Source organism: Microbacterium sp., from assembly GCF_011620665.1.
In the GTDB taxonomy this organism is placed as follows: domain Bacteria; phylum Actinomycetota; class Actinomycetes; order Actinomycetales; family Microbacteriaceae; genus Microbacterium.
On the sequence record NZ_WOYQ01000002.1, the window covers coordinates 1 to 14,647 of the forward strand.

General features: G+C 68.5%; 13 protein-coding genes. 11 read left to right on the forward strand and 2 right to left on the reverse strand.

The window, feature by feature from the left end:
• Positions 1-204: 204 nt before the first annotated feature.
• The gene (locus QZV81_RS00100) at positions 205-576 is read right to left on the reverse strand and encodes a MerR family transcriptional regulator (RefSeq protein WP_292830654.1); all 372 of its coding nucleotides are present in this window, start codon (positions 574-576) and stop codon (positions 205-207) included.
• Positions 577-760: 184 nt separating this feature from the next.
• On the opposite strand from QZV81_RS00100, the gene QZV81_RS00105 reads away from it, so the two are divergent.
• The 8 genes from QZV81_RS00105 (at position 761) to QZV81_RS00140 (ending at position 10,586) form a co-directional block, all read left to right on the forward strand.
• Entirely contained in the window at positions 761-2,284 is a 1,524-nt protein-coding gene (locus tag QZV81_RS00105; RefSeq protein ID WP_292830656.1) for a SulP family inorganic anion transporter, read from the forward strand.
• A gap of 370 nt (positions 2,285-2,654) precedes the next feature.
• A complete protein-coding gene (locus QZV81_RS00110; protein WP_292830659.1) occupies positions 2,655-2,789 on the forward strand; it encodes a hypothetical protein in 135 nt (44 codons plus the stop codon).
• On the forward strand, positions 2,786-2,875 hold the full coding sequence (kdpF, locus tag QZV81_RS00115; RefSeq protein WP_292830662.1) for a K(+)-transporting ATPase subunit F: 90 nt from the start codon (positions 2,786-2,788) through the stop codon (positions 2,873-2,875). Before QZV81_RS00110 ends, kdpF begins: the two co-directional genes overlap by 4 nt.
• Positions 2,875-4,563: a potassium-transporting ATPase subunit KdpA gene (kdpA, locus tag QZV81_RS00120; RefSeq protein WP_292830665.1), complete on the forward strand. Its 1,689-nt coding sequence runs from the start codon at positions 2,875-2,877 to the stop codon at positions 4,561-4,563. The genes kdpF and kdpA overlap by 1 nt, the downstream gene beginning before the upstream one ends.
• A gap of 1 nt (position 4,564) precedes the next feature.
• Positions 4,565-6,727 carry a potassium-transporting ATPase subunit KdpB gene (gene kdpB / locus QZV81_RS00125; protein ID WP_292830668.1) on the forward strand — a complete coding sequence of 721 codons (2,163 nt, stop codon included), beginning with the start codon at positions 4,565-4,567 and terminating at the stop codon, positions 6,725-6,727.
• 29 nt (positions 6,728-6,756) lie between these two features.
• On the forward strand, positions 6,757-7,365 hold the full coding sequence (gene kdpC / locus QZV81_RS00130; RefSeq protein WP_292830671.1) for a potassium-transporting ATPase subunit KdpC: 609 nt from the start codon (positions 6,757-6,759) through the stop codon (positions 7,363-7,365).
• A gap of 39 nt (positions 7,366-7,404) precedes the next feature.
• On the forward strand, positions 7,405-9,912 hold the full coding sequence (locus QZV81_RS00135; RefSeq protein ID WP_292830674.1) for a DUF4118 domain-containing protein: 2,508 nt from the start codon (positions 7,405-7,407) through the stop codon (positions 9,910-9,912).
• Positions 9,909-10,586, forward strand: a complete 678-nt coding sequence (locus QZV81_RS00140; RefSeq protein WP_292830677.1) for a response regulator — start codon at positions 9,909-9,911, stop codon at positions 10,584-10,586. The genes QZV81_RS00135 and QZV81_RS00140 overlap by 4 nt, the downstream gene beginning before the upstream one ends.
• A 43-nt stretch (positions 10,587-10,629) precedes the next feature.
• Here the strand turns inward: QZV81_RS00140 and QZV81_RS00145 are convergent, their stop codons facing one another.
• Positions 10,630-11,121 (reverse strand): septum formation family protein, encoded by a 492-nt coding sequence (locus QZV81_RS00145; RefSeq protein WP_292830680.1) that lies wholly within the window; start codon positions 11,119-11,121, stop codon positions 10,630-10,632.
• A 123-nt stretch (positions 11,122-11,244) separates the two neighbouring features.
• Here QZV81_RS00145 and purL point away from each other — a divergent pair, with 123 nt between their 5' ends.
• From purL to QZV81_RS00160, 3 genes are read left to right on the forward strand one after another with little or no spacing between them, the layout of a single operon-like run.
• Positions 11,245-13,584 carry a phosphoribosylformylglycinamidine synthase subunit PurL gene (gene purL / locus QZV81_RS00150; protein WP_292830682.1) on the forward strand — a complete coding sequence of 780 codons (2,340 nt, stop codon included), beginning with the start codon at positions 11,245-11,247 and terminating at the stop codon, positions 13,582-13,584.
• A 5-nt stretch (positions 13,585-13,589) separates the two neighbouring features.
• Positions 13,590-13,724, forward strand: a complete 135-nt coding sequence (locus tag QZV81_RS00155; protein ID WP_292830684.1) for a hypothetical protein — start codon at positions 13,590-13,592, stop codon at positions 13,722-13,724.
• A gap of 51 nt (positions 13,725-13,775) precedes the next feature.
• A complete protein-coding gene (locus tag QZV81_RS00160) occupies positions 13,776-14,621 on the forward strand; it encodes a hypothetical protein (protein WP_292830686.1) in 846 nt (281 codons plus the stop codon).
• Positions 14,622-14,647: the final 26 nt, after the last annotated feature.

Genomic DNA, 14,647 nt, shown 5'->3' on the forward strand with positions numbered 1-14,647 from the left:
ACATTTCTTGTCGGGAACGGGTTCTCGTTGCACTAGCCGTCTCTCTCGTTGCACTGGATGCAATGGCAGGTCGAGTCGAATACCGACGAGCCGAGCTCTCACGGACATAGGCGGTTCTCAGGACACGAGTCGTGGAGGGGAGTGCTCGTCAGGGACGGCGTCGAAGTGACGGTTCGTCATGCCGACCCCGGAGGGTCGGACCAGTCAGCGGCCTCGAAGTTGCTCGAGGAAGTCGTCCGCGGCGTCAAGTTGAGCACGCAGACGGTCGCGCCGATCGCTGGCTTCAGCGCGTACAAGTTCCATCCGGTTGCGCAGATCCGCATCGTCGGGGCGCTCGGCGAGAGCATCGATGAGTTCCAGGAGCTGTCCGGTCTCCTCGAGGGAGTAGCCGAGGGGCTTCATGCGCCGGATCAGCAGGAGTCGGGACTCGTCCTGGGCGGTGTAGAGGCGAAAGCCTCCCTCGGTGCGACCGGTGGGCTTGAGGATGCCGATCTCGTCGTAATGCCGGATCGTGCGCAAGGACAGCCCTGTCCGGTCGGCCAGTTCACCGATGTGCATCGTCGTTGTGGCGGTCATCAGGCGGACTCCGTTCAGATTGGCGGGCAACCCTCACGTTACGGTAGTCTTCGTGACGTTCGACCCACTCTCTGGTGGTCGGTCCCCTCATTCTCCCTGGCTGACCGTGGTTGGCCATCCGCGCGCACCGGTGCGCCCTCCGCCTCCGCTTTGTTCTGAAGCCTGACCTTCCCGTAGGAGCGCCATGACCGATGTCATTCCCGTTCAAGATCCCAAGACCCGCTATCGCATCGAACCCACGGTGCTCCAAGCTCTGCGCAGCCCACGCATCCTCACCCGTGAAGTACTCGCGGGGCTTGTGGTCGCGATTGCGCTGATCCCAGAAGCGATCGCGTTCTCGATCATCGCCGGGGTCGACCCCCGCGTCGGCCTCTTCTCCTCCTTCGTGATGGCCGTCGCAATCTCCTTCCTGGGCGGGCGTCCCGCGATGATCACCGCCGCGACCGGCGCAATCGCGCTGGTCATCGCCCCGGTCGCCCGCGAGTACGGGATGGACTACTTCATCGCCACCGTTCTTCTCGGCGGGCTCATCCAGGTCGTATTCGCAGCCCTCGGTGTCGCGAAGCTGATGCGGTTCATTCCCCGATCGGTGATGGTCGGGTTCGTCAACGCACTCGCGATCCTGATCTTCACTTCCCAGTTCCCGCAGCTCATCGGCGTCCCCTGGCTGGTCTACCCGATGGTGGTCGTCGGCCTGCTGATCATGTACCTGATGCCGCTGGTCACAAGGGTGATCCCCGCACCCCTGGTCGCGATCGTCCTGCTGACAGCCGCCACGGTGGTGTTCGCCATCAACGTCCCCACTGTCGGTGATCAAGGTGATCTTCCGCAGAGCCTCCCCGAGCTGTTCATCCCCAACGTCCCACTCACCTGGGAGACACTGGGGATCATCGCCCCATACGCCGCCGCGATGGCCGTGGTGGGTCTGCTCGAGTCGCTCATGACCGCGAAGCTCGTCGACGAGATCACCGACACCCACTCCCGCAAGACCCGAGAAGCCTTCGGCCAGGGCGCCGCAAACCTCCTTTCAGGAGTGTTCGGCGGAATGGGCGGCTGCGCGATGATCGGGCAGACCATGATCAACGTGAAAGCATCCGGTGCCCGCACCCGGATCTCCACGTTCCTCGCCGGCGTGTTCGTGCTCATCCTCGTCCTGGTACTCGGAGACATCGTGGCCGTCATTCCCATGGCAGCGCTCGTAGCCGTGATGATCGTGGTATCCGTGGCGACCTTCGACTGGCACAGCGTCCGCCTCTCGACCTTGAAGCGGATGCCGAAGAGCGAAACGGCCGTCATGCTGATCACCGTGGTAATCACCGTCTGGACCCACAACCTCGCGATCGGCGTCGGCGCCGGCGTCCTCGCTGCGATGATCCTCTTCGCCCGTCGGGTCGCGCACTTCGTCACCGTCACACGCCATGTCGACAAGAACGAACAGGTCCCCACCGTCCGCTACACCGTCGATGGTGAGCTGTTCTTCGCATCCAGCAACGACCTCACCACCCAGTTCGAGTACACGCACGATCCCGAACGAATCATCATCGACATGTCGCAGTCGCACATCTGGGACGCCTCCACCGTCGCCGCGCTGGACGCCATCGTCACCAAATACCAACACCACGGAAAGCACGTCATCCTCGAGGGCATGAACGAGGCCAGCACCAAGCTCCACGGACGACTCAGCGGCGGACTCGGCGGCGGACACTAAGCCTCGATCAAGCGATGGACCGGGTTTGAGCGGCGGAGTCCCGATTCGGGTGGGTCGACGGTGTCGGGGCAGGTGCGGGCTCCCGGCGTCGCGCCCCGGTTGTCCACTGGGTTCTCGGTTGAGCCTCGGTGCGGCGGTGATCAGATCGCTGTTGTCGGGGTGGCGCGTGGGTGATCGCGAACAGCGCGTGAACGCGGTCTCGCAGGGCCATGCCCTGTCGTCGAGGAGGACCCGATCGAGCGCGCGGGAGAACGCGGCCCGGTGCTGGTAGTCCGTCGCGCGTGAGGAATGCGTAAGCGTCGCCCGTGCGTCCGCATGGATTCCGTGAGGATGCCGGCCACGCCCGCCGCGGAGGAGTTCCATCGAACTCGTGCTCGATGTCACCTACCTCGTCTTGACCCTCGCCTTGTTCGCGCTGGTCGGTCTGATTCCCGCGGGGATCGACAAGCTGGGCCACCGCGCCCTGCCCACTCCCGACTCGGCGCGTGGGGAGGAGTCGCAATGATCGTCTTCTCCGCCCTCGCTGCCGTGCTGGCCGTCGCCGCGATCGGCTATCTGCTGGTCGCCCTCCTCAACCCGGAGCGATTCTGATGGGCACGGATGCCGCCTCGATCTGGGCGGGGGTCGCCCAGATCGCGATCGTGATCCTCGTGCTCGCGGTCGCCTACCGACCCCTCGGCGACTGGATCGCCCGGAGCTACACCGCCCGCACGGACTGGCGCGCCGAACGGGCCGTCTACCGCGTGATCGGGGTCGACCCGACCGCCGGACAGACATGGCGGGCCTACGCCCGCGGGGTCCTCCTCTTCTCGATGATCGGCGTCTTCTTCGTCTACGCTCTGCAGAGGTTCCAGGCGGTTCTGCCCGGCGCGCTCGGCCTGCCCGCGGTGCCTGAAGGCCTCGCGTTCAACACTGCGGTCTCGTTCGTCACCAACACCAACTGGCAGTCCTACTCACCCGAGCTCACGGTCGGCTACACGACGCAGCTCGCCGGACTCGCGGTGCAGAACTTCGTGTCGGCGGCGGTGGGCATGGCGGTCGCCGTCGCGGTCGCACGCTCTTTCGCACTCGTTCGTTCCGGCACGATCGGCAACTTCTGGGTCGACCTCGTCCGCGGCGTGACGCGCGTGCTTCTGCCGCTCGCGCTGATCGCGGCGATCATCCTCATGCTCGGCGGCGTGATCCAGAACTTCTCCGGACTCGTCAGCGTCCCCACGCTGACCGGCGGTTCGCAGGTGATCCCCGGTGGGCCGGTCGCGTCGCAAGAGGCGATCAAGCTTCTGGGCACCAACGGCGGCGGCTTCTTCAACGCCAACTCGGCCCACCCGTTCGAGAACCCCACGCCCTGGACGAGTGCGCTGCAGGTCATCATGATTCTGCTGATCCCCTTCGCGATGGCGCGCGCGTTCGGTCGGATGATCGGCGACGACCGCCAGGGCTACGCGATCCTCGCCGTCATGGGTTCGCTCTGGGCCGCTTCCGTGGCCGTCCTGACCTGGATCGAGCTGCAGGCCGGCGGGTCCGCGCCGGCGCTGGCCGGCGGAGCGCTCGAAGGCAAAGAGCAGCGCTTCGGGATCTGGGCATCCACGCTCTACGCGGCATCCACCACCGGCACGTCGACGGGCGCCGTCAACTCGATGCACGACTCGTACACGGCCCTCGGCGGCATGGTGCCCCTGCTGAACATGATGCTCGGCGAAGTCGCCCCCGGCGGGGTCGGATCGGGTCTCTACGGGATGCTGGTGCTCGCTGTCATCTCCGTCTTCGTCGGCGGGCTGCTGATAGGTCGCACCCCCGAGTACCTCGGCAAGAAGATCGGGCCGCGCGAGATCACCCTCGCGAGCCTGTACATTCTCGTGACTCCCGTGCTGGTGCTCGGAGGCGTCGCACTGAGCTTCGCCATCCCGGGCGTCCGCGCCGACATGGAGGCCACATCGATCTGGAACCCCGGCACTCACGGGCTGACCGAGGTGCTGTACGCCTTCACCTCAGCCGCAAACAACAACGGCTCGGCGTTTGCGGGCCTCACGGCGAACACCCCGTGGCTGGGCGTCGCCCTCGGCGTGGCGATGGTGCTGGGGCGCTTCGTCCCGATGGTGCTGGTGTTGGGCCTGGCGGGATCACTCGCCGCTCAGGACCGCGTCCCCACCACGGCCGGCTCACTCCCCACGCATCGCCTGCAGTTCGTGGGTCTCCTTGCCGGCGTGACGGTCGTCGTGACCGCGCTCACCTATTTTCCCGTTCTCACGCTGGGTCCCCTGGCGGAAGGGCTCGTCTGAAATGTCCATCTCCCTGTCCACTGAGCCCGCCGTCTCGGCGGCGCGCACGTCGGCCCCGCAACGCGCGTTCGGGCTCGCCCAGCTCGCCCAGGCACTCCCCGGGGCGCTGCGACGGCTCAATCCTGCGACGCAGTGGCGCAACCCCGTCATGTTCCTCGTGTGGGTGGGCGCTGCCCTCACCACCTCGATCGCGATCGCCGAACCGTTCCTGGGCGGCCCGGAGTCCTCCGGCGGCAGTCCGGTTCCGGCCGGCTTCACGTGGGGCATCGCCGTCTGGCTCTGGCTCACCGTCGTGTTCGCGAACCTTGCCGAGTCGGTCGCTGAAGGACGCGGGAAGGCCCAGGCTCAGGCACTGCGCAAGACGCGCACAGCGACGCTCGCGCGACGGGTGACCGGCTACGACCCCACCAGGGACGCCGCGGCCGACCACGCCGTGGTGACCGATGTCGCGTCATCCGAGCTCACTCTCGACGACGTCGTGATCGTCTCGGCCGGAGACCTCATCCCCGGCGACGGCGACATCGTGCACGGCATAGCCACGGTCGACGAATCGGCGATCACGGGTGAGTCCGCACCCGTCGTACGCGAGTCAGGGGGTGACCGCTCGGCCGTGACAGGTGGCACACGGGTGCTGTCGGACCGGATCGTGGTCCGCATCACCTCGCGCCCCGGCGAGACATTCGTCGACCGCATGATCGCACTCGTCGAGGGCGCGGCGCGGCAGAAGACCCCGAACGAGATCGCCCTCGGCATCCTTCTGGCGAGCCTGTCGATCGTCTTCCTCGTCGTGGTGCTGACCCTGAACCCCATCGCGTCCTACGCGGCGGCGCCCGTGTCGATTCCGGTGCTCATCGCGCTGCTCGTGTGCCTGATCCCCACCACGATCGGCGCTCTGCTGTCGGCGATCGGCATTGCCGGAATGGACCGTCTCGTCCAGCGCAACGTCCTGGCGATGTCCGGCCGCGCGGTCGAGGCCGCGGGCGACGTGTCCACTCTGCTCCTGGACAAGACCGGAACGATCACCTACGGCAACCGGCGCGCGACGACGTTCGTGGCGATGGATGCCGTGGCCCCCGACGAACTCGCCCGCACGGCGGCGCTGTCGTCGCTGGCCGATCCGACTCCGGAAGGCGTGTCGATCGTCGACCTCGCCGCGGCGCAGGGGATTCACGTCGAGGCTCCGGCAAACTCGGTGACGATCCCCTTCACGGCGCAGACCCGCATGAGCGGACTCGATCTGCCCGACGGCACCCGCGTGCGCAAGGGCGCGGCATCCGCCGTCCTTGCCTGGCTCGCCGACGAGGGCGCCGGACTGGGCGAGCTCGACCGCGCGAACGTCACCCGGGCGGCAGACGAGATCGCACAGGCCGGCGCGACTCCGCTCGCGGTCGCGACTCTTCAACCCGCTCACGGCGCGGATGCGGGTCGGGTACTCGGCGTCGTCCAGCTGGCGGACGTCGTCAAAGAGGGCCTGCGTGAGCGGTTCGTCGAGCTGCGGGCGATGGGCATCCGCACGGTGATGATCACCGGCGACAACCCGCTGACGGCCGCCGCGATCGCCCGCGAAGCGGGTGTCGACGACTTCCTCGCCGAGGCGACCCCTGAAGACAAGCTCGCCCTCATCCGGCGCGAGCAGTCGGGCGGACGCCTCGTCGCGATGACCGGCGACGGCACGAATGACGCCCCGGCCCTCGCGCAGGCAGACGTCGGCGTCGCGATGAACACGGGTACGTCGGCCGCGAAAGAGGCCGGCAACATGGTCGACCTCGACTCCGACCCGACCAAGCTCATCGAGATCGTCCGCATCGGCAAGCAGCTGTTGATCACCCGCGGAGCCCTGACGACGTTCTCGCTGGCGAACGACATCGCGAAATACTTCGCGATCATCCCGGCCATGTTCGTGGGGATCTTCCCGGGTCTCCAGGCGCTCAACCTCATGCAGCTGCACTCACCGGCTTCGGCGGTGACGAGCGCGATCATCTTCAACGCGATCGTGATCGTGTTCCTGATCCCCCTTGCCCTCCGGGGTGTCCGCTACCGTGCGGCGAGCGCCTCGCAGACGCTCAGCCGCAACCTGCTGATCTACGGCGTCGGCGGCGTCATCGCCCCGTTCGTCGGCATCAAGCTGATCGACCTCGTCGTCAGCGTCATCCCGGGCTTCTGAGCCCGATCCACGCATCCGGAGAAGAGAACATGTCCTCCACCCGCACCACACTGCGCACCGCCGCGGTCGGCCTCCGCGCCATGATCCTCGCGACCCTCGTCCTCGGCGTCGGCTATACGCTGCTCATCACCGGACTCGGGCAGGTCCTCACCCCGGCACAGGCGAACGGGTCGCTGATCACCGATGCCACGGGCAGCGTGGTCGGCTCCGCTCTGATCGGCCAGCCCAGCTCGGATGCCGACGGCGTGCCCCTGCCTGAGTACTTCCAGCCCCGCCCCTCGGCCGCGGGCGACGGCCACGACGGCGGCGCCTCGAGCGGCTCGAACCTCGGCCCCGAGAACACAGATCTCGTCGCCGCCATCACGGAACGCCGCGCCGCGATCGCCGTGCGGGAGGGGGTCGCAGAGTCCGCGATCCCCGCCGATGCCGTCACGGCATCGGGCTCGGGTCTGGATCCGCACATCTCGGTCGCCTACGCAGATCTGCAGATCGATCGCGTCGCTGTCGCGCGAGACATGACTCCCACGGCCGTCCGCGCACTCGTCGCAGCCCACACGACCGGTCGTGACCTCGGTCTCCTGGGGGAACCTCGCGTGAACGTGCTCGAGCTCAATGTGGCGCTGGACGCCCTGCGGTGAGCCGAGTGGGCTGACCCGCGGGCGCGTAGGGTGAACAGCGTGAAGCGCGGCAGGCTGCGGGTGCTGCTGGGGGCCGCTCCCGGCGTCGGCAAGACGTATGAGATGCTCGCCGAGGGACGCAGGCTCGCCGCCGATGGGGCGGACGTCGTCATCGGCATCGTCGAAACCCACGGTCGCGCGGCGACCGCCTCGCAGATCGAGGGTCTCGAGGTCGTTCCCCGCCGCATCGTCGAGCATCGCCGGGTCACCCTGAGCGAGCTCGACCTCGACGCCGTGCTGGCCCGGCATCCTGACGTCGCCCTCATCGACGAGTTCGCGCACACGAACGCCCCGGGCTCGCGCCATGAGAAGCGCTGGGAAGATGTCGAGGAGCTCTGCAGCGCGGGGATCGATGTCATCACGACGGTCAACGTGCAGCACATCGCGTCGCTCAACGGCGTCGTCGAGCAGATCACCGGTGTCGCACAGCGCGAGACGATCCCGGATGCCGTGGTCCGCCGCGCCGACAAGATCGAAGTCGTCGACCTGGCCCCCCAATCGCTGCGCGACCGCCTCTCAGCCGGTCACGTCTACCCCGCCGAGCGGATCGACGCCGCCCTCTCCAACTACTTCCGTCTCGGCAACCTCACTGCTCTCCGCGAACTGGCGCTGCTCTGGCTTGCGGACGAAGTCGACAGCGCGCTGAAGGACTACCGCGCCGAACAGGGAATCACCGGCGCCTGGCAGACGCGGGAGCGCGTTGTCGTGGCACTCACCGGCGGCGCCGAAGGCGAGACCCTCCTGCGACGCGGTGCGCGCATCGCCGCGCGCTCGGCGGGCGGCGAGCTGCTGGCCGTGCACGTCAGCAGCCAGGACGGACTGCGCAGCGCGACCCCCGGCGCCCTGGTCGCACAGCGCGCGCTCGTCGAGTCGCTCGGCGGAACCTATCACCAGGTCGTCGCAGACGATACCCCGTCGGCACTCGTGGGCTTCGCCCGTTCGGTCGACGCCACCCAGCTCGTGCTCGGCGCCAGCCGCCGCGGCCGCCTGCGCGCGGCGCTGTCCGGACCGGGCATCGGCGCGACGGTGATCGGCGAATCGGGCGACATCGACGTGCACATGGTGACCCATGCGGCCGCAGCGGGCACCCGCATCCTTCCCCGCCTCTCCGGCGGTGCCCTCACTCCTCAGCGCCGGCTCCTCGCCTTCGCGGTCGCGCTCGCCGGGGGGCCTCTGCTGTCATGGTTGCTCGTCACATTCTCGAGCGACGACACACTCACCTCCGACGTCCTCGCCTATCAGCTCCTCGTGGTGATCGTCGCCCTGATCGGGGGCATGTGGCCCGCCCTGTTCGCTGCCGTCCTGTCCGGCCTCACGCTGGATTTCCTGTTCATCGCCCCGAAGCAGACCATCACGATCGCCGACCCGCGGCACGCCCTTTCGCTCGTGCTGTACGTCGTGATCGCGATCCTCGTGAGCTGGATCGTCGACCAGGCGGCGCGCCGGACGCGCATCGCGCAACGCGCAGCAGCCGAATCCGAGTTGCTGGCCACGATCTCGGGCAGTGTCCTGCGCGGCGAGTCGGCGATCGCCGCGCTCGTCAGTCGCCTGCGCGAAGCGTTCGGGCTGGCGGGCGTGCGTGTCGTCGACGCGGACGGTGAGACCGTCGCCTCCGACGGCGAGCCGGTGGCCGAAGGGGGACGCCTGGTCCGGATGCCGGTGGGTCCGGCCGGGTCCGTGCTCGAGCTGCACGGCGGCGACCTCGACCGCGCCGAGCGGCGCCTGCTCGACGTGATGGTGGCGCAGCTGGCCGCCGCACTCGAACACTCCGACCTGGCCGAGACGGCCCGTGCCGCGGACGCCCTCGCCGCGACCGATCAGGTCCGCACGGCGCTGCTGTCGGCGGTGAGCCATGACATTCGGCGGCCTTTGGCGGCGGCGATCGCCTCGGTCGGCGGCCTGCGGGCAACGGGAGATTCGCTGTCGCCCGAGGATCGCGCGGAGCTGCTCGCCACCGCCGACGAGAGCCTCGGGACCCTGTCACGTCTCGTCACCGACCTGCTCGACGTCAGCCGGGTGCAGGCCGGCGTTCTCGCGGTCTCGCTCGCACCGGTCGACCCGGCGGCGGTGATCCTGGCGGCGATCGACGAGGTCGGCCTCGGTCCCGACGAGGTCGAACTCGCCCTCGACCCCGACGTGACAGCCATGCTGGCCGACGCCGTGCTCCTCCAGCGCGTCGTGGTGAACGTCCTCGCCAACGCCCACCAGCACACACCCGCGGGCGCCCGGGTGCGCGTCACGACCAGCGCGTTCAACGGAATGGCGGAGATCCGGGTCGTCGATCACGGCGGCGGTGTCGCCCCCGAACGCCAGGGTGAGATCTTCGCCCCGTTCCAGCGACTCGGCGACACCGACAACACCACGGGCCTGGGACTCGGCCTCGCCCTGTCGAAGGGGTTCACCGAGGGCATGGGCGGTGCGCTCACTCCCGAAGACACCCCCGGTGGAGGCCTCACGATGGTCATCTCCCTGCCGGTGAGCCCGCACGCGGAGGCTTCAGCTTCATGAGGGTCCTCATCGCAGACGACGACCCGCAACTCGTCCGCGCGCTGCGCATCACGCTCTCAGCGCACGGCTATGAGGTCATCACGGCGTCCGACGGGGCGGCGGCGGTCGCGGCGGCGGCGCAGACGCATCCGGACATCGTGATGCTTGATCTCGGCATGCCGCGTCTGGACGGTGCGGAAGTCATCCACGCGCTCCGCGGCTGGAGCTCGGTGCCGATCCTCGTCGTCTCAGGACGAACCGGCTCTGCCGACAAAGTCGACGCGCTCGACGCCGGCGCCGACGACTACGTCACCAAACCCTTCCAGATCGATGAGCTGCTCGCTCGACTGCGCGCACTCGGACGCCGCACGTCCGCGGACGCGGGCAGCAGCCCGACCGTGCGGTTCGGCGATGTGGAGGTCGACCTCGCCGCGTCGCAGGTGCTGCGCGGTGGCATCGCCGTGCACCTGACGCCGACCGAATGGCGGATGCTCGAGTTCCTCGCGCGCAACCCCGGAGCCCTCGTCACCCGCCAGACGCTCCTCAAGGAGATCTGGGGCAGCGAGCAGGTCGCCGATAGGGGCTACCTACGGCTGTACATGTCTCAGCTGCGCAAGAAGCTCGAGGTCGACCCCCGCGAGCCGCGGCACCTGTTGACCGAATCGGGCATGGGCTACCGGTTGGTCATCGACTGACGCGACGCACCGCGTCGCGACCGGCGAGCGGCGATGCGCCGTGTCAGCGGTTCGCGCTTTTCAGCGACCCGGTGACGGGTCCTGCCGGGTCGACAATGACGCAGCTGATGACGCGGTCGCCCGCCTCGTTCCAGCTCTCTTCGGTCGGGGAGTAGTAGATGTAGTCAAGTGCGGACTCTTGATACGAGAGCCCGACGAAAACAAGGAAGGCCGACTCGCATTCGTCGTACGCGGATGCCTCGATGGAGTCGGCACCGGGAAAGTCCCCCTCGGGGAGAGTGAAGTCGTGGAAGACCTCGCCCTCGTGCTCTTGTCCGCACGGAACGGACACCACGGTCGACACCGTGCCGTCCGTCGTCTCACCCAGGCAATCGCCGATCTTGATCGAGAAGACATCCACCTCGCTGCCGTCGGCGACCACGTCGGTATCGTCGCGCGTAACTGCATCGACGAGGCCGAAGATCGCAGAACACCCCGTGAGGGACAGCCCCGCCATGAGGATGACAACGCCGAGGGCAAGAGTACGACGAGCCATTGCATGACCTTCCGATGAGGATGCTATGGGCCGACTATACGCCCACGACGGCGGCTGGGGCCATAGCGGCGGCTAGACTCGGGGCACGTCCCCGGCATCCCTCATTCCTTGGAGTCCAGCCGCGTGAGCACCCCCCGCCCCACCCTTTCGTCGACCGCCGACACCGTAGAGAACGCGCTCGCCACTCCGGAGAAGGAGCAGCCCTTCGGGGCCCTCGGCCTGAAACCCGACGAGTACGCAGAGATCAAGACGATCCTGGGCCGCCGGCCCACGTCCGGCGAGCTCGCGATGTACTCCGTGATGTGGAGCGAACACTGCTCCTACAAGTCCTCGAAGATCTACCTCCGCCGCTTCGGCGAGAAGGTGACCGACCAGATGCGCACCCGTCTCATGGTCGGAATGGGCCAGAACGCCGGTGTCGTGGACGTCGGCGAGGGATGGGCGGTGACCTTCAAGGTCGAGTCGCACAACCATCCGAGTTACATCGAGCCGTTCCAGGGGGCCGCGACGGGTGTGGGCGGCATCGTCCGCGACATCATCTCGATGGGGGCCCGCCCCGTGGCGGTCATGGATCAGCTGCGCTTCGGCGCGATCGATCACCCCGACACGGCCCGTGTCGTGCACGGTGTCACGAGCGGCATCAGCTTCTACGGAAACTGCCTGGGACTTCCCAACATCGGCGGCGAGACCGTGTTCGACGCGGTCTATCAGGGCAACCCGCTGGTCAACGCGCTCGCGGTAGGCGTCATGCGCCACGAAGACATCAAACTGGCCAATGCGACCGGCGTCGGCAACAAAGTGGTGCTGTTCGGTGCGCGCACCGGCGGCGACGGGATCGGCGGCGCGTCGATCCTGGCGTCGGACACCTTCGCAGATGGCGGCCCCGCCAAGCGCCCCGCCGTGCAGGTCGGCGACCCGTTCGCCGAGAAGGTGCTCATCGAGTGCTGCCTCGAGCTCTATCGCGGCGAGCTCGTCGAGGCCATCCAGGATCTCGGCGCCGCCGGCATTTCGTGCGCGACGAGCGAGCTGGCCGCCAACGGCGGCAGCGGCATGCGCGTCGACCTCGACAGCGTGCTGCTGCGCGACCCGACGCTGACTCCCGAAGAGATCCTGATGAGCGAAAGTCAGGAGCGGATGATGGCGATCGTGGCCCCCGAGAAGCTCGCCGCGTTCCTCGAGGTCGTCGCCAAGTGGGACGTCGAGACGAGCGTCCTCGGTGAGGTCACCGGCGACGGCCGCCTGCAGATCTTCTGGCACGGCGAACAGATCGTCGACGTCGACCCGTCGACCGTCGCCGTCGACGGCCCGGTCTACGAACGCCCCGTCGCCTACCCCACCTGGATCGACGCGCTGCGCGAGGACTCGGCATCCGCCCTGCCGCGTACCGACGACGCCGACGCGCTGCGTCGCCAGTTCCTGCAGCTCGTGTCGAGCCCTAACCTCGCCGACACGTCGTGGATCACCAACCAGTACGACTATTACGTCATGGGCAATACGGCGCTCTCGTTCCCGGACGACGCCGGCATGATCCGCGTCGACGAAGAAAGCGGCCTGGGATTCGCGATCGCGACGGACTGCAACAGCCGCTTCTGCCAGCTCGACCCCTATGCCGGCGCCCAGCTTGCACTCGCCGAGGCGTATCGCAATGTCGCGGTCACCGGCGCGGTGCCCACGGCCGTCACGGATTGCCTCAACTTCGGCAGCCCGGAGAACCCCGAGGTCATGTGGCAGTTCGGCCAGACCGTCGACGGCCTCGCCGACGCCTGCCTCGAGCTCGGCGTTCCGGTCACGGGAGGAAACGTCAGCTTCTACAACCAGACCGGCGACACCCCCATCTTTCCGACCCCGGTCGTCGGCGTGCTCGGCATCATCGACGATGTCGCCCGCCGCATCCCGTCCGGGTGGCAGGATGCCGGCGAGAACATCTACCTTCTCGGCGTGACCGCCACCGAACTCAGCGGTTCGGCGTGGGCGGGAACGATCCACGGTCACCTCGGCGGGCGCCCCCCCGCGGTCGACCTGGGCCAGGAGAAGCGCCTTGCCGAGCTCATCCACGCCGCGTCCCAGCAAGAGCTCGTCTCATCCGCGCACGATCTGTCCGGTGGCGGCCTCGGTCAGGCCCTGGCCGAAGCCGTCATGCGCTTCGGAGTGGGCGCGCGCGTGTGGCTGCGCGAGATCATGGAGCGGGATGGAGTGGATGCTGCGACCGCCCTGTTCAGCGAGTCCACCGGCCGCGTCATCGTCTCGGTCCCCCGCGAGGAGGACGTGAAATTCCGCGGGCTCTGCGACGGACGCGGCTACCCGGTGCTGCGGATCGGGGTGACCGATCCCGCGGCGGATGGCGACGAGCCGGCCTTGGAGGTGCAGGACGTGTTCACCCTCACGGTGCCGGAGCTGCGGGCCGGCTCGCAGGCGACGCTTCCGAGTGCTTTCGGCCCGACCGTCACCGAACCCGTAGGCTGAGCGCCATGAGCGATCAGGACGAGTACGCCGGCATGAACGAGGCGCGCACGCGCCGCACGCGTCTCATCGCATGGGTGGTGATCGTCGCCCTCATCCTGGTCGGCGGCGGGGCGACCGTCCTCGCTCTGCTTTTCGGCTGACAGGCGACGAGCTCCGGGACGCTTTTCAGCGGTGGCGGCTAGCATGACGCTGTGGATCCGCTCTGGGCGAGTGTCGCCGAGTTCTGGTGGGCGGGGCCGACGGTGATCGGCACCGGCGCCCTCGGCCTCTTCGGCCTGCGACACCAGCGGTCGGCACGCGCGCGCAGGATTGAGTACGACGCCGCACGCGAAGATCTCCGTCGCGCTCGCATGCAGGCGACGAGCAGCCGTATGGATGTCCGCGTCGCGCGCGCGGAGCTCGCTCGCGTGCAGGCCGAGCGCTTCGCCGGTCGCGCCGGGAGCGCCCAGGTGAACGCAGCGCGCCACGCGCTCGACCGCGCCCAGCGCGAGGTGCGGGTGGCTGCGGCCGCCGCGCGCACCCGTCGGGCCCAGGTCGCCGCCGCGCGTGCCGCCCTGCCGGGATCGGCGCGCGATCCGGCATCCCTTCCGCTCGCCAAGCTGATGAGCGTGCATGACGCCGTCACCGAGCAGTGGATGCAGTACGAGACCGATCCGGCCAAGCTCATCGCCTTCCCGACGATGAGCGACGGGCGGGTGCCACTGACCGCGGCTTTCCTCGCGGCGGCGCGGGTCGCTCAGGACCTGCGTCCTGTGGCGCCGCGGGACCGCCTGTCGACGGCGCAGTTCTCGGCGTATCGCGATGCGGTGCACCGGCTGCGGGCGGCGTTCGAGGACGCCGAGGCCGATGCATGGCGACGCGCACGGTCGGCCGGCACCGCTCCCGCGGGACCGGGCCCGGACACGGCCGGACCAGCGCACTGGACCGACGTCGCGCAATCGCTGACCGAGACTCTGCTCGCGCGGTCGGCCGAAGCACTGGCACGCGCCACCGGCCAGACCCATCCAGCTCCGCCCACGGGGAAGAAGCGGTTCTGAGAATCTCCTCTTGACACCGCCCCGGG